Annotated in this window: 19 protein-coding genes; 12 read left to right on the top strand and 7 right to left on the bottom strand. The window is 69.7% G+C overall.

Annotated elements, in window-relative coordinates; translation table 11 throughout:
• Window positions 1-61 precede the first annotated feature (61 nt).
• From OTB20_RS03875 to OTB20_RS03840, 8 genes are all read left to right on the top strand, one after another.
• Entirely contained in the window at window positions 62-718 is a 657-nt protein-coding gene (locus tag OTB20_RS03875) for a GntR family transcriptional regulator (protein WP_267815178.1), read from the top strand.
• Window positions 715-1,626, top strand: coding sequence for a dihydrodipicolinate synthase family protein (locus tag OTB20_RS03870; RefSeq protein ID WP_267815177.1), 912 nt, complete (start codon window positions 715-717; stop codon window positions 1,624-1,626). The genes OTB20_RS03875 and OTB20_RS03870 overlap by 4 nt, the downstream gene beginning before the upstream one ends.
• Complete coding sequence (gene araD / locus OTB20_RS03865) at window positions 1,614-3,344, top strand: L-arabinonate dehydratase (protein ID WP_267815359.1); 1,731 nt, start codon at window positions 1,614-1,616, stop codon at window positions 3,342-3,344. Before OTB20_RS03870 ends, araD begins: the two co-directional genes overlap by 13 nt.
• A 104-nt stretch (window positions 3,345-3,448) precedes the next feature.
• Window positions 3,449-4,384 carry a carbohydrate ABC transporter permease gene (locus tag OTB20_RS03860; RefSeq protein ID WP_267815176.1) on the top strand — a complete coding sequence of 312 codons (936 nt, stop codon included), beginning with the start codon at window positions 3,449-3,451 and terminating at the stop codon, window positions 4,382-4,384.
• On the top strand, window positions 4,381-5,208 hold the full coding sequence (locus OTB20_RS03855) for a carbohydrate ABC transporter permease (protein ID WP_324290331.1): 828 nt from the start codon (window positions 4,381-4,383) through the stop codon (window positions 5,206-5,208). The genes OTB20_RS03860 and OTB20_RS03855 overlap by 4 nt, the downstream gene beginning before the upstream one ends.
• An 11-nt stretch (window positions 5,209-5,219) precedes the next feature.
• Window positions 5,220-6,452 carry a Gfo/Idh/MocA family protein gene (locus OTB20_RS03850; RefSeq protein WP_267815175.1) on the top strand — a complete coding sequence of 411 codons (1,233 nt, stop codon included), beginning with the start codon at window positions 5,220-5,222 and terminating at the stop codon, window positions 6,450-6,452.
• Complete coding sequence (locus tag OTB20_RS03845; RefSeq protein ID WP_267815174.1) at window positions 6,449-7,297, top strand: PmoA family protein; 849 nt, start codon at window positions 6,449-6,451, stop codon at window positions 7,295-7,297. The genes OTB20_RS03850 and OTB20_RS03845 overlap by 4 nt, the downstream gene beginning before the upstream one ends.
• A 17-nt stretch (window positions 7,298-7,314) precedes the next feature.
• On the top strand, window positions 7,315-8,661 hold the full coding sequence (locus OTB20_RS03840; RefSeq protein ID WP_267815173.1) for an ABC transporter substrate-binding protein: 1,347 nt from the start codon (window positions 7,315-7,317) through the stop codon (window positions 8,659-8,661).
• Between the two features lie 96 nt (window positions 8,662-8,757).
• Here the strand turns inward: OTB20_RS03840 and OTB20_RS03835 are convergent, their stop codons facing one another.
• Complete coding sequence (locus tag OTB20_RS03835) at window positions 8,758-9,960, bottom strand: RNA-guided endonuclease InsQ/TnpB family protein (protein WP_267815172.1); 1,203 nt, start codon at window positions 9,958-9,960, stop codon at window positions 8,758-8,760.
• A gap of 164 nt (window positions 9,961-10,124) precedes the next feature.
• Between OTB20_RS03835 and OTB20_RS03830 the strand changes: the two genes are divergently transcribed.
• The 3 genes from OTB20_RS03830 (at window position 10,125) to OTB20_RS03820 (ending at window position 13,435) form a co-directional block, all read left to right on the top strand.
• Complete coding sequence (locus OTB20_RS03830; protein ID WP_267815171.1) at window positions 10,125-10,931, top strand: rhamnogalacturonan acetylesterase; 807 nt, start codon at window positions 10,125-10,127, stop codon at window positions 10,929-10,931.
• A 72-nt stretch (window positions 10,932-11,003) separates the two neighbouring features.
• On the top strand, window positions 11,004-12,302 hold the full coding sequence (locus OTB20_RS03825) for a pectate lyase family protein (RefSeq protein ID WP_267815170.1): 1,299 nt from the start codon (window positions 11,004-11,006) through the stop codon (window positions 12,300-12,302).
• A gap of 2 nt (window positions 12,303-12,304) precedes the next feature.
• Window positions 12,305-13,435 (top strand): pectinesterase family protein, encoded by a 1,131-nt coding sequence (locus tag OTB20_RS03820; RefSeq protein WP_267815169.1) that lies wholly within the window; start codon window positions 12,305-12,307, stop codon window positions 13,433-13,435.
• 95 nt (window positions 13,436-13,530) lie between these two features.
• Here OTB20_RS03820 and OTB20_RS03815 read toward each other — a convergent pair whose 3' ends face one another.
• From OTB20_RS03815 to OTB20_RS03790, 6 genes are all read right to left on the bottom strand, one after another.
• Entirely contained in the window at window positions 13,531-15,117 is a 1,587-nt protein-coding gene (locus OTB20_RS03815) for a carbohydrate-binding protein (protein WP_267815168.1), read from the bottom strand.
• Window positions 15,118-15,271: 154 nt separating this feature from the next.
• Window positions 15,272-18,136, bottom strand: a complete 2,865-nt coding sequence (locus OTB20_RS03810) for a glycoside hydrolase family 48 protein (RefSeq protein ID WP_267815167.1) — start codon at window positions 18,134-18,136, stop codon at window positions 15,272-15,274.
• Window positions 18,137-18,531: 395 nt separating this feature from the next.
• Window positions 18,532-19,026, bottom strand: coding sequence for a hypothetical protein (locus tag OTB20_RS03805; protein WP_267815166.1), 495 nt, complete (start codon window positions 19,024-19,026; stop codon window positions 18,532-18,534).
• Window positions 19,027-19,122: 96 nt separating this feature from the next.
• Window positions 19,123-20,610 (bottom strand): serine/threonine-protein kinase, encoded by a 1,488-nt coding sequence (locus OTB20_RS03800; protein WP_267815165.1) that lies wholly within the window; start codon window positions 20,608-20,610, stop codon window positions 19,123-19,125.
• Window positions 20,607-21,359, bottom strand: coding sequence for an FHA domain-containing protein (locus tag OTB20_RS03795; RefSeq protein ID WP_267815164.1), 753 nt, complete (start codon window positions 21,357-21,359; stop codon window positions 20,607-20,609). Before OTB20_RS03795 ends, OTB20_RS03800 begins: the two co-directional genes overlap by 4 nt.
• Before the next feature lie 75 nt (window positions 21,360-21,434).
• Window positions 21,435-22,319 (bottom strand): peptidoglycan DD-metalloendopeptidase family protein, encoded by an 885-nt coding sequence (locus OTB20_RS03790; protein ID WP_267815163.1) that lies wholly within the window; start codon window positions 22,317-22,319, stop codon window positions 21,435-21,437.
• 285 nt (window positions 22,320-22,604) lie between these two features.
• On the opposite strand from OTB20_RS03790, the gene OTB20_RS03785 reads away from it, so the two are divergent.
• Window positions 22,605-25,520, top strand: a complete 2,916-nt coding sequence (locus OTB20_RS03785; protein WP_267815162.1) for a discoidin domain-containing protein — start codon at window positions 22,605-22,607, stop codon at window positions 25,518-25,520.
• The last annotated feature ends 82 nt before the right edge of the window (window positions 25,521-25,602 follow it).

Genomic DNA, 25,602 nt, shown 5'->3' with positions numbered 1-25,602 from the left:
TATGAGACGCGGTATATGAGATCCCGTACACGAGTCCCTCTGTAAGCCCCGAGAGGCGCGCATGACCTCTGTGCCCACACCGATCCCCTCCCGCACGCAATACGTCCTGGATGCGATCAAACGCCGTATCCTCACCGGCCAGTTGATCCCCGGCCAAGCCCTGGTCGAGACCGAACTCGCCGCCCAGTTCGGGGTGTCGAAGACTCCGGTGCGCGAAGCCCTCAAGACCCTGGCCGGCAGCGGGCTCGTCGTGATGAACCAGTACAAGGGCGTCTCCGTGCGCATGGTGGACGCCGACATGGCGCGCGAGGTCTACGACGTACGCCTCCTCCTGGAGCCCGAGGCCCTGCGGCGCAGCGTACGGCGGGGAGCTTCGCTCGACGCCGCGCGCCAGGCCCTGGAACGCGCCGACCTGGCCTCCGATGCTGCTGAACGTTCCCTGGCCAACCGGGAGTTCCACCGTGCCCTGTACGTGCCGTGCGGGAATCCGCTTCTCGGCCGGATGCTCGACGAGGTCCGGGACCAGGCGGCGCTGGTGTCCACCGTCGCCTGGGCCTCCGATCCGTCCTGGCAACGTGAGGCGGACGAGCACCGGGCGATCCTGCGGCTCGCACTCGACGCGGACGCGGACGGTGCGGCCGGGGCCCTGCACGCCCACATCGCCTCGTTCGTACAACGGGCCTTCCCCGCGGCCTCCGGAGAGGACGAGCAGGCATGACCTCCTCGAGATTCGGAACCCAACGGGCGGCCCTCGCCCAGGTCGTGGCGATCCCGGTGACTCCCTTCGCAGAGGACGGCTCCCTCGACCAGGATGCCCACCGGCTCCTGCTGCGGCGCCTGCTCGACGCCGGCGTCCGCACCCTCACTCCGAACGGCAACACCGGCGAGTTCTACGCCCTGACCCCCGACGAGCGCCGTCAGGTCACGGAGCTGACCATGGAGGAAGCGGGCACCCGGGCCGTCGTACTGGTCGGCGTCGGCCATGATGTGCCCACCGCCGTCGCCAGCGCACGCCACGCCCGCGCTGCCGGGGCACAGATGGTGATGGTGCACCAGCCGGTCCATCCCTACGTCTCCGAGGCCGGCTGGGTCGACTACCACCGTGCCATCGCCGAGTCCGTCCCCGAACTGGGCGTCGTCCCCTACATCCGCAACGCGCTACTCCGCGGGTCCCGCCTGGCCGAACTCGCCGAATTCTGCCCCAACGTCATCGGGGCGAAGTACGCGGTGCCGGACGCGGCGCGCTTCGCCGCCTTCGCCCGGGACGCCGGCATCGACCGCTTCGTATGGGTCGCGGGGCTTGCCGAGCCGTATGCCCCTTCGTACTTCTCCGCGGGCGCCACGGGCTTCACGTCGGGACTGGTGAACGTCGCCCCGTCCGTTTCGCTCAACATGATCGAGTCGCTCCGCTCCGGCGACTATCCGGCGGCCATGAAGGTGTGGGAGCAGATCCGCCGCTTCGAGGAACTGCGCGCGGCCGACGGATCGGCGGACAACGTCACGGTCGTCAAGGAGGCCCTCGCCACGCTCGGCCTGTGCCGCCGGGACGTGCGCCCGCCCAGCAGGCCACTACCCGAGTCCGAGCGCGCCGAGGTCGCCGCCATCACCGCCGGCTGGTCCCGGTGAAGCGCCCGGAACAGCTGCGCAGTCATCAGTGGTTCGGCACTGACGGGCTCCGCTCCTTCAGCCACCGCGCCCGCACCCGCCAGCTCGGCTACCTGCCCGAGGAGCACCTGGGCAAGCCCGTCATCGCGGTACTCAACACCTGGTCCGACATCAACCCCTGCCACTCCCACCTGCGCGAGCGCGCCCAGGCGGTGAAACGGGGGGTGTGGCAGGCCGGTGGTTTCCCGCTGGAGTTCCCGGTTTCCACGCTCTCCGAGACCTTCCAGAAGCCGACCCCGATGCTCTACCGCAACCTGCTGGCGATGGAGACCGAGGAGCTGCTGCGGTCCTACCCGGTGGACGGCGCCGTGCTGATGGGCGGGTGCGACAAGTCGACGCCCGCGCTGCTGATGGGCGCCGCCTCCGTGGACCTGCCCGCCGTCTTCGTACCCGCCGGTCCCATGCTGCCCGGCCACTGGCGGGGCGAGGTCCTCGGTTCCGGCACCGACATGTGGAAGTACTGGGACGACAAGCGCGCCGGTCTGATCGGTGACTGCGAGATGACCGAGCTGGAGAGCGGTCTGGCCCGCTCCCCCGGCCACTGCATGACGATGGGCACCGCGTCCACGCTCACCGCGGCGGCCGAGGCGCTGGGCGTGACCATGCCGGGCGCGTCCTCGATACCGGCGGTGGACTCCGGGCACGACCGGATGGCGGCTGCGGCCGGCATCAGGATCGTGGAACTGGTGCACCGGGAAATCACGTTGTGCGACATCCTCACCCGGGAGGCATTCGAGGACGCGGTCACCACCGTCCTCGGCCTCGGCGGCTCCACGAACGCGGTGATCCATCTGATCGCCATGGCCGGGCGGGCCGGAGTGGACCTCACGCTCGACGACTTCGACCGGATAGCGCGGACGGTTCCCGTGCTGGCGAACGTCCGGCCGGGTGGAGGCCCCTACCTGATGGAGGACTTCCACTTCGCCGGAGGCCTGCCCGGATTCCTCTCCCGCATCACTGACCTGCTCCACCTGGACAGGCCCACGGTCGCCCATGACACGCTGCGCGAACAGCTCGACGGTGCGCTCGTCCACAACGACGACGTGATACGTCCCCGCACCGAACCGGTCGCCGAAGAGGGTGGACTAGCCGTCCTGCGCGGCAACCTCTGCCCCGACGGGGCCGTCATCAAGCACATCGCCGCCGAGCCGCACCTGCTCCGGCACACCGGGCCGGCCGTCGTCTTCGACGACTACCGCACGATGCAGAGGACGATCGACGATCCGTCCCTCGGCATCACCGCGGAGCACGTCCTGGTGCTGCGCAACGCCGGCCCCAAGGGCGGCCCCGGAATGCCCGAATACGGCATGCTGCCCATCCCCGATCACCTACTCAAGCAGGGCGTACGGGACATGGTGCGGATCTCCGACGCCCGGATGAGCGGAACCTCGTACGGCGCGTGCGTGCTCCACATCGCGCCCGAGTCGTACATCGGCGGACCGCTCGCCCTGGTCCGCGACGGCGATCCCATCACCCTGGACGTCGAGGCGCGCACCCTGCGGCTCGACGTACCCGACGAGGAGCTGGAACGGCGCAGGGCCGAGTGGGCGCCGCCGGCGGAGCGTTACGAGCGTGGCTACGGGGCGCTCTACAACGAGCAGATCACCCAGGCCGACAGCGGCTGCGACTTCGCCTTCCTTGCCAAGCCCGGCAAAGTGCCGGACCCGTACGCAGGCTGAGACCACACCAGCCGAAGACGTGCGCCGGACCCCCTCCCCCGCTCGCCGCACCGCACGTTCGCGCGCGAAGAGCGCCACCGCACTCGCAAGAACGGAGAACAGTCATGGCCCAAGCCGCAGCCGTGGCGAAACAGCCTGCGCCACCCCGGCGGCGTGGCAGCTCATCGACCCCCCGCAGGCTTCCCTACCTGCTGATCGCCCCAGCGGGTCTGCTGATGCTGGGCTTCATCGCCTATCCGGTGCTCAGCGTCTTCTACTACAGCCTCCAGCACTACAACCCCACCAAGCCCTGGCGCGACGGCTTCGCGGGCTTCGACAACTTCACCCGCGCCTTCACCGAGGACCCGCAGTTCTGGGACACGCTGACCTTCAGCCTCCAATGGGTCGTCGTCGAAGTCGGCCTCCAGTTGCTGTTCGGGCTCGCACTCGCCCTGATCGTCAACCAGACCTTCGCCGGCCGCGCCCTGGGGCGTGCCCTGGTCTTCTCTCCCTGGGCGGTGTCCGGCGTCCTCACCTCCGTGATCTGGGTCCTGCTCTACAACTCGCAGACGGGCATCACGCGTTACCTCGCGGACATGGGCATCGGGGAGTACGGGACCTCCTGGCTGTCCGACACCGCCACGGTCTTCCCGGCCGCGATCGTCGCCGACCTGTGGCGCGGCGTGCCCTTCTTCGCGATCCTCATCCTCGCCGACCTCCAGTCCGTCTCGAGGGATCTCTACGAGGCCGCCGAGGTCGACGGCGCCGGCCGCTTCCGCCAGTTCCTGCACATCACCCTTCCGCACCTGAAGGACGCGATCGTCCTGTCCACACTGCTGCGCATGGTGTGGGAGTTCAACAACGTCGACCTGCTCTACACCCTCACCGGCGGCGGACCCGCCGGGGTGACGACCACGCTCCCCCTCTACGTCGCCCACACCAGCGTGGACGCGCACGACTTCGGCTACGCATCGGCCCTGACCACGGTGGCGTTCGTGATCCTGCTCTTCTGCTCGGTGATCTACCTCCGTCTGAGCAAGTTCGGAGGTGGTGACAAGTGAGCAGACGCCGCGCCTGGGACGAGGCCCCGCTCTGGCAGATCTACCTCCTGCTGGGCGTCTACCTGGTCTTCACTCTGGTCCCGTTCTACTGGATCGCGCTCTTCGCACTGCGCCCGGCCGGCTCGACCTCGCTGGTGCCGTGGCCCATGACCTTCGAGCACTTCGAGAAGGTGTGGACGGACCGCGGCTTCGCGACGTACTTCCAGAACAGCGTCCTCGTGGGCATCGCCACCCTGGTGCTGACCATGGTCGTCGCCTTGGCGGGCGGATACGCTCTCGCCCGCTTCGACTTCAGGGTCAAGCGCGCGTTCATGCTCGCGCTGCTCTGTTCCCAGTTCGTGCCCGGCGCACTGTTGCTCGTACCTCTGTTCCAGATCTTCGCCGGGCTCCAACTGATCAACTCACTGGGCAGCGTGGTGGTCGCCGAAACGGTCTTCCAGCTGCCGCTGTCCATGATCCTGATCAGCGGATTCATCAGGAACGTGCCGTACTCCCTGGAAGAGGCCGCCTGGGTCGACGGCTGCGACCGCTTCCGGGCGTTCCGGATCGTAGTGCTCCCGCTCCTGCGGCCGGGCCTGATCGCCGTCGGTTCCTTCGCGTTCGTGCACGCCTGGAACCACTTCCTGTTCGCGCTGATGTTCCTCAGCAACCAGGACAAGCAGACGATCCCGGTCGGCCTGAGCACCTTGATGAGCGCGGACAGCGTCGACCTGGGGGCTCTCGCCGCCGGCGGCATCATCGCCGCCGTCCCGGTCGTCATCGTCTTCGCCTTCATCCAGAAGTGGCTGATCACAGGCTTCAGCGCGGGGGCGGTGAAGGGATGAGAGAGGACCTCATGACCTCACGGAATCCGGCGGCAGGGGTCAGCGCCGACGCACCGCTGTCCGTCGTCCTTGCCGGTGCTCGCGGTCACGGCCGCTGGCACCTGAGGAACATCCGGCGCCTTCAAGACAAGGGCCTGGTACGCCTCGCGGGGATCTGCGATCTCACCCCTCTGACCGGCAGGGAGCTCGAGGGCCTGGGCACACCGGAGCAGTCCGCGGACTTCTCCGCCCTGCTGGAGTCGACCGGGGCCGAGATCGCCGTGATCTGCACCCCCATCCACACGCACGCGGGCCTGGCGCTCATCGCCGCTCACCGGAAAGTGCACCTGCTCCTGGAGAAGCCGCCTGCTCCCTCGTACGCGGAGTTCCGCCGGATGGCCGACGGGATCGCCTCGGCAGGTGTCGCCTGTCAGATCGGGTTCCAGTCGCTGGGCTCGCACGCCATGCCGGCGATCCGGGAGCTGGTCGCCTCCGGTGCCATCGGCGAGATCACCGGGATCGGAGCGGCAGGCGCGTGGGGGCGCGACGAGGCGTACTTCCGCCGCGCGCCCTGGGCGGGCCGGCGTCGCCTGCACGGCGTGGACGTCGTCGACGGCGTCCTGACCAACCCGCTCGCGCACGCCGTGGCCACCGCCCTCGCCCTCGGCGGCGCCACCCGCGCCGAGGACGTTGCAGGCATCGAGACCGAGCTGCTGCGGGCCAACGCCATCGAGTCCGACGACACCTCGTGCGTACGGGTCACCACGGAGCGCGGTGGCCGTATCGCCGTCGCCGCGACCCTGTGCGCCGAGCGGCCCGACGAGCCGTACGTCCTGGTGCACGGCGACCGTGGCCGCGTCACCTTCTGGTACAAGCAGGACCGCGTCCTGCTCCAGCGCGCGGGGCACGGTCCTGAAGAGACGGTGTACGGCAGGACGGACCTGCTGGAGAACCTGGTGGAGCACCTCCGCGGCCGTGCGGAGCTCCTGGTGCCGCCGGAGGTGACGGGCGCCTTCATGAAGGTGGTCGAAGCGATCCGGCAGTCACCTGACCCGGTTGCGCTGCCCGCCGACGCCTGGCGCTCGGAGTCCCGCGAGGGCGCCCCCCGCCGAGTCGTGCACGGCATCGACGCACTGGTGGGCGCGGCGGCCGGCGCGCTGGCTCTCTACTCCGAGCTCGGCGCCCCCTGGGCGGCGTCGGCCACGGTCGGCGGCAGGGTCCACCCGGGCGCGGACACCGTCCACCCGGGCGCGAGCAGCCCGTGAACACCACACCGGACGCGGTCCTCCTGCACCGCGACGGCCGCCAGGTCGGCCGGTACGTCATCCGGCCGGAGCTACCCGCCCGGCTCTCACCCCGTCCCTACCTCCACCCGGTCGCCACCCTGGGCGGCACCACCGTCACCGAGCTCAGCCCGGGAGACCACCCACACCACCTCGGCGTCGGTGTCGCCGTTCCCGACGTCGGGGGGCACAACTTCTGGGGCGGGCGGACCTTCGTACGCGACCGGGGACCCACCCAGCTCGACAACCACGGCACCCAACGCCATACGGGCTTCCGGTCGGCCGACTCCGCAGGGTTCGTGGAGGAGCTGCGCTGGACGGCCGGAGACCGGGAACTCCTGCGGGAGCGCCGCACGGTCCGGGCCGCCGGACTCCACCACACGGCATGGGCCCTGGACTTCACGTTCTCGCTCACCAACGTCACGGCGGGCCGTCTCCTCCTGTCCAGTCCTGCCACCAACGGACGTCCCGGCGCGGCGTACGGCGGCTTCTTCTGGCGGGCACCCAAGGAGGCCGAACCTCCCCGGGTGTTCACCGGCGAAGCCGACGGCGAGGCAGCCGTGCACGGTACGTGCGCCGACTGGGTGGCGCTCGGCGGCGCCGACTGGACGCTGGTCTTCGCCGGCGCCACAGAGCGGACCCGGCGCGACCCGTGGTTCGTCCGCTCCGCCGAGTACCCGGGCATCGGCTCATCCCTGGCGCCTTCCGAGCCGGTGCCCATCGAAGCCGGCGAGAGCGTCTCACGCCGGGTCGTCACGGTCGTCGCGGACGGCCGTCTCGACCGTGACGACGCGGAGAGCCTCATCCGCAAGGCCTTGATCCCCTGACCAGAAGAGAGCCGATCATGTTCAACACCAAGAGCACCAGACGGAGTCGTCCGGCCACCGTACTCGCCCTGGCCGCCACGCTCGCGCTGGCCGCCACCGCTTGTGGTGACGACGGCAGCGGCGCCACCGCGAGCGCGGGCGGCGAGGGTTCGGGCAAGGGAGAGATCACCTTCTGGGACAACAACGGCGGTGTCCGTACCGACGTCTGGAAGGAGATCATCGCCGCCTTCGAGAAGGCGAATCCGGACATCGAGGTCAACTACGTCGGGATTCCGGCGGAGAGTGCCCAGTCCAAGTACGACACCGCCATTCAGGGCGGCGGCCTGCCCGACGTCGGTGGAGTGACCACCGCGATGCTGGCGGCCATCGCGGCCCAGGGTGCGCTGGATCCGCTGGAGAAACGACTGGAGGACAGTTCGCTGGGGGGCAAGCTGAACACCGGGATGCTGGACAGCGTCCGGTCCGTGGGAGGCGGCAAGGCCCTCTACACCGTTCCGACCTCCGCCAACAACGGCACGCTGTGGTACCGCACCGACCTGTTCACGGCCGCCGGCCTTGAGGCGCCGACCACGTGGTCGAAGTTCTACCAGGCGGCCGACAGGCTCACCGAAGGCGGCAAGAACAAGTTCGGTTTCACCATCCGCGGCGGCAAGGGCTCCATCGCGCAGGCGCTGGACGCGACGTACGGCCAGTCCGGCATCGGAGAGTTCTGGAACGGCGACAAGACCACCGTCAACGATCCGAAGAACGTCGAGGCGCTGGAGAAGTACGTCGGGTTGTACAAGAAGGACACCCCGGCCGCCGACGTCAACAACGACTTCAAAAAGATGGTCGCCCAGTGGGACAGCGGCGAGATCGGCATGCTGAGCCACAACCTGGGCTCCTACCAGGACCACTTGAAGGCGCTGGGCCAGAACAGGTTCCGCGGTCTTCCCAACCCGACGCTCGACGACGGCACCCGCGTGCAGGTGTCGCAGCCGGTGGACGGCCTCGGCCTGTTCAAGGCGAGCAAGAACAAGGCGACGGCCTGGAAGTTCATCGAGTTCGCCGCCTCGCACGAGCCCAACAGCCTGTGGAACAAGGCGGCCGGCGCCGTCCCCTCCCACACGGAGGCCGCGAAGGACGAGTGGATCCAGAAGTCCGAGGCGACCAGGCTCGCCGCCGAGTCGCTGAACAGCGGAAGCATCAGGATCGTGCAGCTGCCCTACCACCTGGCGGACTGGAACACCATCAGCAAGTCCGACAACGAGGCGGCCTTCCAGAAGGTCCTGCTCGGCACGATGTCGGCCAAGGAATTCCTGGACACGATGGCCGGCCAGCTCAACAAGGCCCAGGCGGAGTGGCTGCAACACCAGAAGAACTAGCAGCGGAAGCAGCCCCGCGCGAAACCGTGAACCCCACTCGTTTGACATCCTCCCCTCCCTGAAGGGAGGGGATTCCTAGCTCACTTCGCCTGACACCTAGCAGGTGGCGGGGCTTACAAGATCAGCACTAGCCGGGTTGAGACCAGCCCGGACGAGCATTACGCGGGCGGAGTTCTTGTCCCTGGGGGACACGGTTCCGCAGGCGGTGCACTTATATGTTCTCTCGGAGAGGGGGAGGCGGTGCTTGGCTCTCGCTCCGCAGTGTGCGCAGTCCATGGTGGTGTGCGCGGGGTGGACCAGGTGGACGGTGCGGCCGTGCTTTCGGACCATTTCGACCAGGGCGGTCTTGACGGCGCCGATCGCGGCGTCGGCGGCCTTGCAGGCCATGGTGGACTTGGCGAGGAACTTCGGCTTGAAGTCTTCGACGGCCAGGGCATCGTGGTCGCGGACCACGGTCTTGGCCCATTTGCGTCCGGTGTCCTGGCGTTGCCGGGCGATCTTCTTCGAGACCTTCGCCGCCGCGCGGCGGGCCTTCTTGTATCCGGCGGTGTCGGGCCGGTTCTTCGGGGTCCGGCGGCGGGTCATCTGCCGCTGATATCGGGCGAGTTTCGCGGCGGCTGTCTTGCCGTGCCGCGGGTGGGGCAGGTCGTGGGTGTCGCTGGTGGTGGTCGCGGTCTCCTTGACTCCCCAGTCAATGCCGATCACACGGCCGGTGGCGGGCAGCGGATCCAGGGCGGTGGCAACGACGAAGCTCGCATACCAGTGTCCGAGGCTGTCCCGGTACACCCGCACCGACGTGGGCGCGGACGGCAGCGCACGCGACCACACGACTGTCAGCACGATCCCACCGGCCAGGTGCAGACGCCCGTCCCGGATACGGAATCCGCGCTGCGTGTAGTTCAGCGACGGGGCGGCCTCGCGCTTCAGCTTGATGCGGGGCATCCCGGCCCGCTGCCGCATCGGCAGCTTCGCCTTGATGTCCTTGAGTGCCTTGGCCCGGGACTTCGCGAAGTCCCGGATGATCTGCTGCTGCGGAACCGAAGCGCCCTCACGCAGCCAGCTCATCGCGGCACGGGCCTCGGTCAGTATTTTGTCCAGCTGGGCCGGGCCGCACGTGATCTTCTCGTCGGCGGTCTTGTTCAGGCGGTGGACCTTGCGGGACATCGCGACCGACTCGTTCCACACCCAACGGCACCGCGCCCACTCCCCTTCCAGGGCTATGAGCACGGTGGACGACACGCGCAGCCGGTAGGTGTACCGGGCATGCCCGGCCCCCTCGGCTATCGCTGTCGTCGTCATGATGATGAAACTATCCGACCCCACTGACAACGAATGAAAGCGCAGGTCACAGCAGATGCGCAGAGAACTCCGCCGCTACGCGGCTCCGTCCCAAGGACCCATTCCTCCCCGTCCTGAAGGCCGGGGCATCCTGGGAGAATTCAGGTGAAAGCGAGGAACCCCACGTGTCCCTCACCCGCAGACGGCTCACCACCGCAGCCCTCGCGGCCATGCCGCTCCCCTTCGTGAACCCCGCGCCCTCCTCTGCCGCCTCCGCCACCAACCGGGACCGCCGCACGCGCACCCTCTACATCGCGGGTGACTCCACCGCGTCCCAGAAGTGCGCGGCCGCCGCGCCCGAGACCGGGTGGGGCATGGCCCTCCCCTTCTTCCTGCACAACACCCTGAAGATAGCCAACCACGCGGTGAACGGCCGCAGTTCGAAGAGCTTCATCGACGAGGGTCGACTGACCGCCCTCCTCGGCCTGATCCGCCCCGGTGACCTTCTCCTCGTCCAGTTCGGCCACAACGACGAGAAGTCCGCCGACCCCGCGCGCTACACCAGCCCCTGGACGACGTACCAGGAGCACTTGGGCCAATACGTGGAGGGGGCACACGCCCGCGGGGCCCATCCGGTGCTCGCCACCTCCGTGGAGCGCAGGAAATTCGACACGGACGGGAACAGCCTTCCCACGCACGGCGATTACCCGGCGGCGATGCGTGCGCTCGCCCGGGAGGAGGGCGTGGCCCTGCTCGACGTCCAAGCGTTGTCGATCGCCCTCTGGCAGCGACTCGGCGCGGTGGAAACGCAGAAGTACTTCAACTGGACCGAGACGGAGCAGGACAACACGCACTTCAACCCGCCCGGAGCGATCGCCGTGGCCCGCCTCGTGGCGGCGGAGTTGCTGCGCGGCGAGGTAGTGGCGCCCCGGGACGTGCGCCGCCTCGACGACGACATCCCCGAGTCCTGGATCGGCTGGCCCGCGACCTAGGCCGTCTAGGCCCGTCGCAGACATCCCCACCCCACGTACTTCCCCACCTCACGCAGACGGAGGAGCCGCAGCATGCGTACACAGCATTCCCCTGGCCGTGTCATCGCCTCACTCGCCGGAAGCACCGCCCTGGTGCTGGCCGTCACGGGTACCCCGGCCCACGCCCAGGGACGCGATCCGGGCCGACAGACCCTCCCCGCCGGCGACGGCTGGGCCGCTGAGGGCCCCGGTACCACCGGCGGCGCGGCGGCCGACGCCGAGCACGTCCACACGGTCACCACCTGGCAGGAGTTCCAGACCGCACTGATCCGCGGAGGCGACGCCGCCAAGATCATCCGGATCAAGGGCACGCTGAACGCCACAGCGTCCGGCTGCGAGGCGTTCGAGGCCCAGGGCTACGCGTTCCCCCAGTACCTGGCCGACTACGACCCGGTCGTGTGGGGCCATGAGAAGGAGGTCAGCGGCGAGCAGGAGAACCTGCGCGTGGCCTCGGCCGCCAACCAGAAGAAGGCCATCACCGCCCTCGTCCCCTCCCACACCACCATCGTGGGCATCGGCAGCGACGCCGGGATCACCGGCGCCAGCCTGCAGATCAAGGACGCCGACAGCGTCATCGTCCGCAACCTCACCATCGAGGCGCCGCTGGACTGCTTCCCGCAGTGGGACCCCACCGACGGTCCCACCGGTGCCTGGAACTCCGAGTACGACGCCGTGGTCGTCCACGGCTCCACCCATGTGTGGGTCGACCACAACACCCTCACCGACGGCCGCCACCCCGACAGCACGCTGCCGTCCTACTACGGCGAGGTCTACCAGCAGCACGACGGGCTGCTGGACGTCGTACGCGGCGCCGACCACGTGACGGCCTCGTGGAACGTCTTCAAGAACCACGACAAGACGCTGATGATCGGCAACAGCGACAGCGCCGCCGCGACCGACGCGGGCAAGCTCAGGGTCACTCTGCACCACAACGTGTTCGACGGGATCGTCGAGCGCGCCCCGCGCGTCCGCTTCGGACAGGTCGACGCGTACAACAACCACTTCGTGATCCGGGCGGATCAACCGTACGTCTACTCCTTCGGGATCGGCTTCGAGTCCCGGCTCGTCGCCGAGAAGAACGCGTTCACGCTGACTGGCGGCATCAGCGCGGCCGGGATACTCAAGAAGTGGAAGGACGCGCCCCTCACGGCCCGTGGCAACTACGTCAACGGCCGCCCCGTCGACCTGATCGCCGTACACAACGCGGAGATGCCCGAGGAGGCCCTGCGATCGGGGGCGGGCTGGACGCCGACGCTGCGCACCAAGGTCGACGACCCGCGCGCCCTGCCGGGCATCGTGGGCCACCGCGCGGGTGCCGGAAAGGCCGGTTGACCATGACCGTTCCCCTGCACGGCCCGCACCGTGCGGTCGCTCGCAGATCCCTGCTCGTCGCGGGCACCGGCGCCGCGCTCGCCCTCACCCTGGGCGCCCCCGCGCACGCGACCGCCCGGCAGTCCTTCGGCCGCTACGGCAGCCCGGCCGCGCGTCTCACCCCGCTCACCCTGTACGTCCATCCCGGCGGCGCCGGTGACTTCACCACGGTGCAATCCGCGCTGGACGCCGGCTCCGGCGCCGGGCGGACACTGGTCCTCGCCCCGGGGACGTACCGCGAGACGGTGAACGTCACCGCGGCCCACGCCGGGCTGGCTCTGATCGGCGCGAGCGAAGACCCACGGGACGTGGTGATCGTGTACGACAACGCGGCCGGCACCCCGGTTCCTGGTGGTGGCGGAGCCACCTACGGCACCAGCGGATCCGCAACCACCAGTGTCAGGGCTGCGGACTTCACCGCCCACCGGATCACCTTCGCCAACGACTTCCTGCGCGCGGACCACCCGGTCGTCACCGCCACCCAGGCGGTGGCCGTCAAGGTGACCGGAGACCGCGCGGCATTCCACCACTGCCGCTTCCTGGGCCACCAGGACACGCTCTACGCGGACACCGCCGCCCTGAGCACCTTCGACCGGCAGTACTTCGCGCACTGTTACGTCGAGGGCGACGTGGACTTCGTCTTCGGCCGGGCCACGGCGGTCTTCGAGCACTGCCGGTTCCACACGCTGGACCGGGACGTCGACTTCACCCCCGAGGGCATGGTGTTCGCGCCGTCCACGGCCCGCGCCAACCCGTACGGCTTCCTGGCCGCGAGGTGTCGGATCACCTCCGGCGCCGAGAACGGCGCGTACAAGCTCGCCCGCCCCTGGGTGCCGAGCTCGGACTCCACCGCCTGGCCGTCACTCGTCGTCCGCGACACGGCGATCGGACCCGGAATCGATACCGACGCCCCGTACACCGACATGCGCGAGGCGTACCCGTGGCAGACCATGCGCTTTCGCGAGTACGGGAACGCGGGTCCGGGCGCCGTGGTCAGCGTTCCGGCGAACCGGCCTCAGCTGACCGCCGCCGAAGCGCGGACGCGCTCTCGGGAGAAGTACCTGGGCGACTGGAGGCCGTACCAGCCGCACTGACCGGTCCTGTTGGGCCGCTCGACTCACCAGCATGACGTCGGCCGCCCCGCCCGGAGCACCGGACGGGGCGGCCAAGTCATGCGGTGGCGCGTCGGTTACGGCGCCACCGCCTTGCCGCCGAAGGCCGCGACGAGGCGGCCGTCCGTGGCGAAGGACCATGTCAGGCCGCCGGTGTAGGAGGAGCAGCGGGATCCGTTGGCGCCGGACCAGAACTGGTTCGAGCCGTCGGCGTCACCGATGGTCCTGTCGTTCGGTCCGCTGCCACTGCGGCACGAGACGTTGTCGCGGAACACCGAGGTGCCCGCGTCGAACGAGTAGTTGCGCTGGGTGTTGTCGATGCTGATGTTGTCCGACACGGACATGCTGCCGGGGTTGCTGTTGTAGGTGAAGCCGTGCTTGCCGTTGTGGTAGGCGATGCTGCGCCGGACGACGTGGTTGACCTTGATGTCCTCGCCGCCGAGCTTGTAGCCGTTGCGGTCGCCGTTGGCGTTCACCGTGCCGTCGGAGAGGGTGCCGTTGGCGTAGGCGAGCGAGTCCTCGATGGTGACCGGACCGATGGGGCCGGTGTCCGTCTTGGTGTAGAGGTCCCAGCTGTCGTCGATGTTGTGGTGGGACACGGCGTAGCGGAAGACGTTCCCGGGCCCGACGGTCAGCTTCGCGGCGAAGCCGTCGGCGTCCTCCCCGTCGGAGTCCGCGTTGTCGTGCGACTCCGCGCTCAGGACGAGGTTGTTCGACGGCCACTGGTCGCGCGGGGTGGTGGAGGCCGTCCGCGAGAGCTGCAGCCCCGAGTCCCGGTTGAAGCGCGTCACCGTGCGCTCGATGATGTTGTTGCTGCCTCCGACGAAGATCCCGTTGTCACCGGCACGCTCGACGACGATGCCCTTGACGTGCCAGTACGACGCGTTCACGGCAAGTCCGCGGTTCGCCGGGTCCTCGCTCATGGCCGAGAAGTTCAGCACCGGGGTCTCACCGGGGTAGGCCGACAGCTGGGTGCGGGCACTCGATGTGCCGTTTTTGGCCTGCGGAATGGTGACCGTCTGCGCGTAGCGGTAGGTTCCGCCGCGCAGATGGATCGTTCCGCCGGCGGCGATACGACTGATCGCCGAGGTGAGCGTGGTAGGGGCCGATTGCGTACCGGCCGCGCTGTCGGTGCCGTTCGGCGCCGCGTACAGCGTGGCGCCCGTCGGCGGGGTGGTGTCGCCGGTTTCGACGTCGAGGAAGTCGAGATTGGGCAGGCCGGCCGCTGTGGTGGGGCTGAGCCGGATGGTGTTGCTGCCCGAACTGACGGGGACCGTGAGCGTCTTCGTCACCCATGTCGCCCATGTGCTCGTGCCCTCGAACGACGCCGCCACCGAACCGGCCGCCGAACCGTTCACGGTGACGGTCGCGGGCCGTGCGGTGGCCGTCCCGTTGGCGAAGCGGACCTTCAGTGTTGCCGTGCCCGAGGTGGAGGCGTTCACGGTGAACTGCGCGTAGGCGCCGACCGCGTTGGTGCCGTTGCAGAACCCGCTGCCGGAGTGGCCGGCCCAGTCGGAGTCGATGGTGCCGGTACAGACGGCCGGGGAGCTCTCCGCCTCGTAGCGGGTCGAGGCGGCGGCGGCCGTGCCGCCGGGCAGCACGACGACCGCGCCGGACGCCAGGGCGGCGGAGGCGAGTAAAGACAGTACGGATTTCGATTTCATGGGGTCCTCTGGGGCGGGGTGTGTGACTGTGTGTGACTCTCGGCCGGAAAATAGAAAGCGCTTACTGCAGGGGCCGAGTAAAAGCCGGGCAGACCTGGGGAACAGGTCTGCCCGGCCTCGTCGTACGGGGAGCCGTCTCCGGGCGGGGAGGCTGTTACTCGAGCAGCTCCGCGTACGAGCCCATGGCCAGGGCTATGTCCGCCTGGGCCCAGAACCGGTGGTAGGTGAAGACGGGCGCCGCGCCGCCCGCGAGGTAGGCCTCGACCTTCGGCCAGGCGGGGTCGTTCTGGTAGAAGGTGCGGATCGAGGCGAAGGTGGACGAGGAGTTCACCGTGTCGCCGTTCGGCATGGTGCCGGTCCACGTACTGGGGACGTATACCGGATTGTTGAAGCGGTTGTAGTCGGTCCTGGTCTCCTGGACGGCGACGCCCAGCGGGTCCTGGTGGTGGGCCCACATGCCGTCGAGCAGGGCCTTGGCGACGCGCTTGGCCTCGGCGTTCCCGGACTTCGCCGCGTAGTAGGTCAGGGTCTTGGCGTAGGCGGCGGCGACGCCCACATCGTCGGTGTAGTCGGCGACGGTGACGTGCAGGCCCGCGTTGGCGCCGGGGCCGGCCGCGTTCCAGGTGTCCGGGGCGCCCGACCACTGGAGGGTGGAGGGGATCCGGTAGGTGCCGTCGGGGTTGATCGTGGTCTTCGACAGGGCCCAGCCGACCCATTTGTCGAGCACGGTCTTGGCGTCCGCGTCGCCCGTCTGCCGGTAGTACTCGGCGACCCGCTCCATCGACCAGGCCTGGAAGCCGAACCACTGGTTGGACGCCGGGTCGTGGTACACCGGCTTCTCGTCGTAGAAGAGGCCGTGGAAGGTCGGGGTCCCGGCGGGCGGCTGGGCGTACCTCCCCTGCCAGCTGTTGGTGGCGCCGCCCGCGATGGCGCCCTCGTCCGACTGGAGCCAGCGGTAGAACTCCAGCTGCCGGTCCAGACTGGTCGACCAGTCCGCCGCGCCGGTCGCCGACTTGGGCTTCAGCGGGGCGTACTCGCTGAGCGCGTAGGCGGCGAGCGGGTTCTGGTAGCCGCCGTGCGCGTGGCTGGAGCCGATCCGCCAGGACCAGCCGGCCGACGTGTCGGTGGCACCGCCCCAGGCGTAGTACCAGGACATCAGGTAATGCGCACTGTCCTTGCCGGTGCCGGCGGGGCAGACGGTGGGCCCGACGCAGTTGCCCGACTTCTTGAAGTACTTGTCGAACATGGAGTACCGCAGGTAGTCACCCATCTTGGCCGCCTTGGAGACGGTGCCGGTGACCTGGGTTCCCTTGCCCTGCTCCTTGGCCCAGATGTCGGCCCAGTAGGCGGCCTGGACGGCCCGCGCGTCGGCGTCCGGAGCGTTGGTGAACTTCCACTGCTTGGCGTAGGAGGAGTCCCCGGTGAAGAGGTCCAGGTAGCCGTTCTTGCCGCCGAAGGCGAACTTGTCGCAGGTCGGGTGCGGAACGGTCTCCCAGACCGACTCCTGGGGCCCGCGCTGGAAGGTGTTGATGTAGGAGGGTCCGGTCGCGGTCGGCCCGGCGGAGCACTTGCCGGGCTCGTTGCCGAACCCGTAGACGTTGTCGACGTCCTGGAGCCAGTGCATGCCGTAGATGTCGTCAGTGCCGTACGCGCTCTTCAGCTCGCCCGCGATCGGGTCCGCGCCGGAGGTGACTCCTCCGTCGAGCTTGGCCGGGTACTGCGAGGGCAGGTCGTGCTCCGGGGCGTACGTGGCGGGCTTGGAGGCGTTGTACGAGGAGCCGGTGGGCTGGTCGGCATGGGTGGGGATCATGAACTTCTCCATGGTGTCCCACGCGCCGTTGAACTTGGTCCAGTCTCCGGTGATCTTTCCGTACATCGCCTGGAGCCAGATCAGATAGCTGTACGCCTCCGAGGTCGTCTCGTGCCCCTGGTCCGGGGCCTCGACGATCAGCGTCTCGACGGAGTGGTACGGGATGCCCTCGGGTGAGAAGTAGCCGTTGGCCGGGTTGGTGATCTTCCCGTGGAGGTTGAGGAAGCGGGCGTCGTAGGTGGAGTCGGCAGCCAGCTGGGTGGCGGTGACCTCGGCCTTCGAGTGGCCGGGAGCGGTCGCGGTGAAGACGGCCGAGCCGGTGCCCGTGGACCCGGCGGCGACCGTCACTTTCTGAACGGTGTTCCAGTTCGCCGGGGTGAACGTGAGCGCCGTCGGCGTCGCGGTGAGGTCGGTGTTGCCCGAGGTGCGGGCGACGCTCACCGCGACGTTCGCGGCCGGCTGGGTGGAGAGCTTCAGCTCGAAGGCGCCCGTCTCCCCACGGCGTACCGAAAGCTGCCCGGGGGCGGCGACGAGTGCGGGGCCGGCGGCGACGGTGATGCCGACGGGGGCCGACTCCGCGGAGGCCCCGAGGCTGTCGTACGCCTTGGCGTAGAGGGAGTGCGGACCGGCTCCGAGGCCGGTCGCGCCGAGGGTGAAGGGCGCCGTGGTGTCCGCGCCCAGGAGTGTGGTGTCGCTGTAGAACTCGACCTTGCCGATGGTGGCGCCGTCGGCCGCCGCGGCGGTGGCGGCGAGCGGGACGGGGTCGCCCACGGTGTAGACGGCGCCCGGCGCGGGGCTGGTCAGGACCGCTACCGGGGGCTGGTGGGCCCCCGTGCACGGGGTGCCGTTGACCGCGAAGGAGGTCGGGGCGGCGTTGGTCCCGCTGTAGGTGAACTGGGCGCCGGCGGTGACGGCCGCGCCCGCGGCCACGGTCCGGTTCCAGGCCGCGGCCGCGACGCTGACGGTCTTGCCGGACTGGGACCAGGTGCCGTTCCAGCCGTTGGTCAGCTTCTGGTCGCCGGAGTAGGCGTAGGCGAGGGTCCACCCGTCGAGCGGTGTGGTGGACCGGTTGGTCAGGGTGAGCTCGGCGGTGAAGCCGGAGCCCCAGTCGTTGGCCTTGTAGTCGACGCTGCATTGGACCGCGGCGGCCTCGGCCGTGGTGGCTCCGACGGCGGTCAGTCCGAGCGGAAGGGAGAGGGCTGCGACCATCGCGGTCAGCAGGCTGCGTCGTCTGCGCCCTCTGGGTGACGGGCGTGATGGGGGTGATGGCATGGGGGCGGTTCTCCTCGCGGCTCGGGGAGGTGGGGTGGGCGAGCTTCCGGCTCGGGCGCAAGTCCCGAACCAGTGGGAGCGCTCCCACTCTGCAGACCGGCCCCCACGGCGTCAAGATGTGCGAAGAGTCGAAGCACTTCGACGAGGACTTCGGTCAACTCCTCTGTTCCCTGACGCCAGTTGCCGCCCCGGTCTGACACCGGCCGATGCCCGGCGGCCCTGTGGGCCATGTCGACGACCAGAGTGCCGCCGCCTGTCAGAACGGGCCCGGCCCCGGTCGATTTCGACCGGGGCCGGGCCCGCGTGGGGGTGGGCTCGCGTGGGGTGGCCCGTCAGCAGTTCTTGATGGAGTACACCGGCGACCAGTTCACGCCGACCTGCCCGCCTCCGGGCTGGAAGTGGCTCAGCTCGCCGCCGTTCGAGCCGTACAGGTAGGAGGTGACCCCGCCGGTCTGGGCGTCGAAGTAGAACCCGTTGCCGTCCCAGTTGGACACCGAGTACCGGTGGCAGGCGTTGAGGTAGAAGATCTTCCAGTCCGATGTCGTCGGGTCCCAGACGAGGGTGCACAGGTTCCCGCTGGCGCAGCCGTAGCTGCCGCCCGGCGACACGTGGCCACTGGCGGCCCACGGCGAGATGCCCGGGGAGGCGGCTGCCACGAGGGACGCCGACTGGGCGGCCGCGGGCGCGGCCGGGGCGACCAGGACGCGGCTTGCTGCCGCGGCCTGGCCCGAGGGGACGGCGGCCTGGGCCGACCCGGTGGTGAAGGCTGCCGCGGACAGCATTGCGCAGACGCCGGCCATGCCGAGGATGGAACGCTTGACGCGCATCGTGAACCCCTTGTCAGAGCGGTGTGATGTGCCTCAAGAGTCTCGGAGGTGCCTGCCGGGCAGTACCTCGCAGGTACGAGGTACTGCCCGGGGCGGTCAGCAGTTCGGGACCCAGGCGTGGGAGCGCGGCAGGTCCGCGCCGGTGAGGTTCGCCCTTGTGTGTACCTCCACGCAGCCCAGCCGCTCGCGCTCGCCCGCCTGCGCGTAGTAGAGGACGTCGACCTTGGCCGCTCCCTCCGCAAGGTCGAACCCGTTGTTGTAGACCGAGCGCGGCGCGCGGCGCGCCGTCCACGGGCAGGGGCCCAGCGTGTCGGTCCAGTCGGCGTCCCCGTCGACCCAGGAGCATATTTCGCCCCGCCCGTTCTCTTCCGCGAAGAAGCAGACGGCCCCGCGCCGGCACCGGTCGTACCCCGCTGCCGAGGCTCCCGCGAGGGGCAGCAGACCCGAGCCCCACACGACTCCCAGGCCCGTGAGCGCGGCCGCCCCGGCCGCGATCAGCACGCGACGGCGGCGCCGTGACCCGGCGGCGCGAGGTTCGGAACCACGTTCGGCACTGCGTGGTACCGGGCCTTGCGGGATGGGGGTTTGCGATAGGGGGGTTTGCGGTGCGGAGGTTTGCGGTGCGGAGCTTCGCCGCTCCGGGTCGCACGGGACCGGTCGTACGTACGTCCGGTCGGCCCGGCCGTCGGCCGCCTCCTGCGCCCGGCACCACAGCGACGCCGCGGTGTGCCCGGCCCGGTCCTCGTGTCGCCGCGCCAGGCAGTCGCGGACGATGTCCCGCCAGGGCTCCGGCAGTTCCGGCGACAGTCGGAGTTCCTCGTCGCCCCTGGCGTAGCGCAGCGCCGCGTCCCGGCGGGCGGCGGGCGTGCCGCCGGGCAGCGGCAGCGTGCCCGTCAGGACGACGTGGGCGAGTACGCCGAAGGCCCAGATGTCGGCCGTCGGGCGGATCTTCATCCCGCGTTCGCCGACCTCCGACCAGAGCAGGTCAGGCGGGGTGTAGTCGGGCGTCGCGAAGGCCGGCGCGTACGCGTGGGTTCCCTCCAGTTCCGCCGCCATGTTGAAGTCGCCGAGCCGCGCCGAACCGTCGGGCATCAGCAGGACGTTCCCGGGCTTGAGGTCGCCGTGCACCCAGCCTGCCCGGTGCAGTTGGTCGAGCCCCTCGCAGACCTGGGCGAGGAGGGCGGGACCCGCAGCCGGCACTCCCCGGGCCAGCATGGCGTCGAGGGACCCCTTCGCCTCCTCCAGGACGAGCACGGTGGCGCCGTCGAGTTCGGGACGGCCGGGGTCGTCGACCGTGAGCACCTCGTACATCCGGATCAGCCGGGGCGTGCGCACCCGGCGCAGCACCTCGGTCTCGCGATCGGCGAGCTCGCTCAGGTGGCGCAGCTGGCGCGGGGTGCGGGTGCCGGTCGGCAGGACTTTGAGCGCGGCCCGGCCGGGCAGCCCGGGTTCGGGAACGGCGCGCACGGCCGCGTACACGCTGCCGAAGGCACCGGCGCCCAGCAGACGGCCGGCGATCCAGGGCCCGATCCTGTAGCCCGCCGGGATCTCGAGGGCTCCTAAATGGCCCGCCCGCCCGGTCAACGTGCGCTACCCGGCGGGGAGGCGGAGGCCGGCAGGGCGGCCAGGTCGTCCTCGCCGACCAGGTCGAAGCGCAGGGCGAGCGAGACCAGGGTCTCCTTCTTGCCGACCAGTCGCGGTCCCGGGTCCGCCGTGTCGGGGCCGGGCTTGAGGCGGAGCTTGACCGCGAGGTAGTCGATGTTCCACTGCACGGCGGCGCGGTTCGCGGCGGTCCAGTGCGGCTTGAGCCGTTCGACGACCTGCTCGACGGTGGGCGACGGTGCGTGCGGTTCGCCGCGCAGCCGTGACTCACAGAGCGCGGTGAGGACCAGGAAGTACCGGCTGGAGCGGTCGAGCGGAAAGGAGAGCACGGTCGGCTCCCCGCCGGGCTCGCCGGTCTCGTTCCGGTCGGCGTAGTCGTGGCGGGGTGCCCAGACGTCCAGGGTGAGCAGTTCGGAGCCGGCCGGCAGGACGATCCGGGCGAACTCGAACGGGACGGGTGCGCCCAGTCTTCCGGGCGCGATCTTGATGTGCTCTCCGGCGCCCTCGGGGTTCTCCACCACGTAGGTCGACGAGCGGCTGAGGTTGCTGAGCGACCAGTACGTACCGGTGGCGGTGATCTCCCCCGCCGAGCGCGAGACGCCGGCGTGCGGTACGTGCAGGCCTCCGTCGCCTTCGTTTCCGCGTCCGAACCGGAGGGTCTGCCCCGGTGCCAGGCGGATCTGTGCGGCCGGGGACATGGTGGGCCCCGGAACCACGATGATGCTGTACACGCCGTTTCCTTCCCCCAGAGTGCCGGAGGAAGGTTAGCCAGCGGAATCAATCAGTCCTGTAACGGCGGCGCGTTCTCAGCACTCGCCGCGCCATTGGAAGCTCTGGACGGTCCGGCCGCCGGTGGGCAGATTCCCGCGCCCCTCGCTCCAGCCGTAGTGCAGGCAGGTGCTGCCGCCTTCCGCGAAGTTGACCTGTATGTGGTCGTAACCGGGGTCGGCCGTACCGTTGTTGAAGAAGGACTTGCGCAGGCCGCAGGTGCTGTTGGGCTCGTTCCCGGCGGAGCGACAGACCGTACCGGTGCCGTCGGCGCCCGAATAGAAGCACACGTACCCGGACGGACAGTCCTGCCAAGCGGGCGGTACGCCGGTGCAGTTGCGGCTGGTGACGCCCGTCCAGTCCTTCGAGGGCCCGGCGTACTCCACGCCGTCGAAGTGGACGGGCACCCGGTTGCTCTCGTCGGTGAAGTCGCCACCCGTGGCCAGGTAGCGCTGCTCGTAGTGCAGGTGGGCCCAGCCCGAGGCGCCCGAGGTGCCGATCCGGCCGATCCGGGTGGACGGCAGGACCGGGTCGCCCTTCTTCACGTAGGCCGCCGGGTCGTCCTTCAGGTGGTAGTACGCCGTGAACCATCCGTTGCCGTGGCTGATCTGGATCGTATTGCCGGAGCCGTTGTTCCAGTAGGTGGCGGACACCGTGCCGGCGGCTGACGCCTGGACGGGCAGGCCGTCGGAGCCGGTGTTGCCCTCCACCACCATGTCCAGCGCGGGGTTGTGGGCCCAGGTGTGCATCTCCCATGTCGTACCGCACGGGAACGGCAGCTGGAACGACGGCTTCGCCGCGGCGGTCGCCGCTCGGGCCCCGGCTCCGGCCCCGGTCGCGGCCGAGGCGGGCGCGCCCGCCAGCACCAGTCCCGCCACGCACATCAGCACCACGGCCCGCAGTCCGCGTGGATACCGCAGCATGTCTTCCCCTCCCCGCTCACCTGGACGGCGCCCGGCCGGACGTTGCCCAGCGCCATGGTCGGGGGCGGGATCCGATGACGACACCTCGCGGCTACGAGGGTGCGGGGGCCGTGCTGCACGTCGCCGGCGTCCGGCGGGGGCAACGAAGACCGTCGATAGAGGCTTATTGCAGAGTCGCGTCTGTTTCTTGCGCCAGCTCATAGACTTTCTCCATGTGGAGTCGTAGCGTCCCGCGTTGAGTCACTTCCGCTCCCCGCCGATCGAGCCGCAAGGACGTGCGTGCCCGTGCCCCAGTCGCCACAAAGCCCTCCCCCGACGCCCGAGCAAGTCCGCTTCCTCAGACGGCGGGCCAGCGCCGTCTTCCTCGCCCTGGCCCTCACCGGAACCGCGGCCCTGACCGCCCTGAGCTTCGGCGCCGCCCCCGCGGCGCACGCCGCCGGGGTGCCCGCACCCTCGCCGATCGGCATAGCCGGGCGGGGCGCGAGCGTGCCGTTCACCGAGCTGGAGGCCGAGTACGCGGCCACCAACGGCACCTTCATCGGCCCCGACCGGCTCTACGGGCGGCTCCCGTCGGAGGCATCCGGCCGGCAGGCGGTGACACTGAACGCGGTCGGCCAGTACGTCGAGTTCACTCTGACCAAGCCCGCCAACGCGATGTCCCTGCGCTACAGCCTCCCGGACACCGGCGACGGGAAGGGGCGCGACGCGACGCTGGACGTCCGGGCGAACGGGCAGTCCGTGAAGAACCTTCCCGTCACCTCCAAGTACAGCTGGTACTACGGCGGTTACCCCTTCAACAACAACCCGGGTGACACCAACCCGCACCACTTCTACGACGAGTCCCGCACCCTGCTGGGCTCCACCTACCCCGCCGGCACCAAGATCCGCGTACAGGTGACCTCGACCGCCCAGTCCCCCGCCTTCACCATCGACCTGGCCGACTTCGAGCAGGTCGCCCCGGCCGCCGGCAAGCCGGCCGGGGCGCTCGACGCCGTCGCCGACTTCGGCGCGGACCCGACCGGTGGCACCGATTCGACGGCCCGCATGCAGGCTGCCGTCAACGCGGGACAGGCCCAGGGCAAGACCGTCTACGTCCCGCCGGGCACCTACACCCTCTACGACCACGTCGTCGTGGACGGGGTCACCGTCCAAGGTGCGGGCCCCTGGCACACGGTCTTCGGCGGGCGCGACCCGGTGAACCGCAACCGCGCCGCCGGCTTCTACGGCAAGTACGTCCCCGGCGGGGGCTACACCGGCCCGGTCCGGTCGCACGAGGCGAACGGACCGAGCAAGAACGTCACCCTCAAAGACTTCGCGATCATCGGCGACATCGGCGAGCGGATCGACGACGACCAGGTCAACGCCGTGGGTGGGGCGATGTCCAACTCCACGGTGGACAACCTCTGGATCCAGCACGTGAAGGTCGCCGCCTGGATGGACGGCCCGATGGACCACTTCACCATCCAGAACAGCCGTTTCCTCGACATGACGGCGGACGGCGTGAACTTCCACACCGGTGTCACGAATTCCCGCGTCACCAACACTTTCGTGCGCAACGCGGGTGACGACGGCCTTGCATCCTGGCCCCAGGACAAGCCGAACACCAACATCAGCTTCGACCACAACACGGTCGTCCTGCCGATCCTGGCGAACAACATCGTCACCTACGGCGGCAGGGACTTCACCATCTCGGACAACGTCATGTCCGACACCATCAGCAACGGCGGCGGCCTGCACATCGCCAACCGCTACCCGGGGGTCGACTCCGGCAAGGGCACCGCGGTCGCCGGCACCATCACCGCCGCGCGCAACACCCTCATCCGCACCGGGAACAGCGACTTCAACTGGAACTTCGGGGTCGGCGCGATCTGGTTCTCCGGCCTGAACGAGGGCGTGCAGGGCGCCAGCATCAAAATCTCCGACACGGACATCCTGGACTCCTCGTACGCGGCGATCCATTCGATCGAGGGCCCCATCAGCGGGGTGGAGTTCACCAACATCAACATCGACGGGGCCGGGACCTACGCCATCCAGGCGCAGTCCAACCTCGCCGCGAAGTTCACCCAGGTCACCGCCAAGAACATCGCCCAGTCGGCGACCCCGATCCACAACTGCATCGGCACCGGCCTCCAGATCACCGACGGCGGCGGCAACTCCGGCTGGAACACCGGACAGACGTGCTCCGGCCTGTGGCCCGCGCCGGTGTGGACGAACGGCGGCGTGCCCAGCGATCCGACGACGCCTCCCACCACACCCCCGACCACCCCGCCCACGACACCCCCGACCACGCCTCCCACCACTCCGCCGACCACTCCGCCGAACGGCAACCTCGCCCAGGGCCGGCCGGCCACCGCTTCCTCGGCCGTGCAGTCGTTCTCGGCGTCCAACGCCGTCGACGGCAACGCCTCCACCTACTGGGAGAGCAACGGCAATTCCTTCCCGCAGACCCTGACGGTGGACCTCGGCGAGACCAAGCAGATCGGCAAGATCACCCTCAAGCTGCCGCCCTCCGCCGACTGGGCCACGCGCACCGAGAACCTCGCAGTGCTCGGCTCCACCGACAACGCCGCCTGGTCCACGCTGCGCGCCGCAGCGGGCGTCACCTTCAACCCCGCCTCCGGCAACGCCGCATCGATCACCCTGGACGCGGCCAACGTCCGCTACGTCCGGCTGAACGTCACCGGCAACACCGGCTGGGCGGCCGGACAGATCTCCGAGTTCGAGGTCTACGCGGCCGACGGCGGCCCGACGGCCCCGCCGACCACCCCGCCGCCGACGACCCCGCCGGCCGGCACCAACCTCGCGCAGGGCAAGAGCGCCACCGACACGACCCACACCCAGGGCTACGTGGCCGGCAACGTCACCGACGGGAACGCCGGCAGCTACTGGGAGAGCAACAACAACGTCTTCCCGCAGTCGCTCAGCGTCGACCTCGGCGCCACGCAGACCGTCGGACGACTGGTGCTGAAACTCCCCGCCTCCTGGGGAACCCGCACCCAGACCCTCTCCGTACTCGGATCCACCGACAACGCGGCCTGGTCGACGCTGAAGGCCTCCGCCACCTACACCTTCACGGAGGGATCCAACACGGTCACCGTCACCCTTCCCGCGTCCGGCGTCCGCCATCTGCGCCTGACCTTCACCGGCAACACCGGCTGGCCCGCCGGCCAGCTGTCGGAACTCGAGGCGTACGGCTCGTAGCCCGTCCGCACGCCGCACACCGAGGCCGGCTCGGGTTTCCTCCGGGCCGGCCGTCCGGGTATCAGGCCTCGGCGGCCCCGTG

This window comes from Streptomyces sp. H27-H1 (assembly GCF_026627445.1).
Lineage (GTDB): Bacteria > Actinomycetota > Actinomycetes > Streptomycetales > Streptomycetaceae > Streptomyces.
The sequence above is the reverse complement of the archived record's forward strand: the minus strand, read 5'-3'. Positions and strand labels throughout refer to the sequence as shown.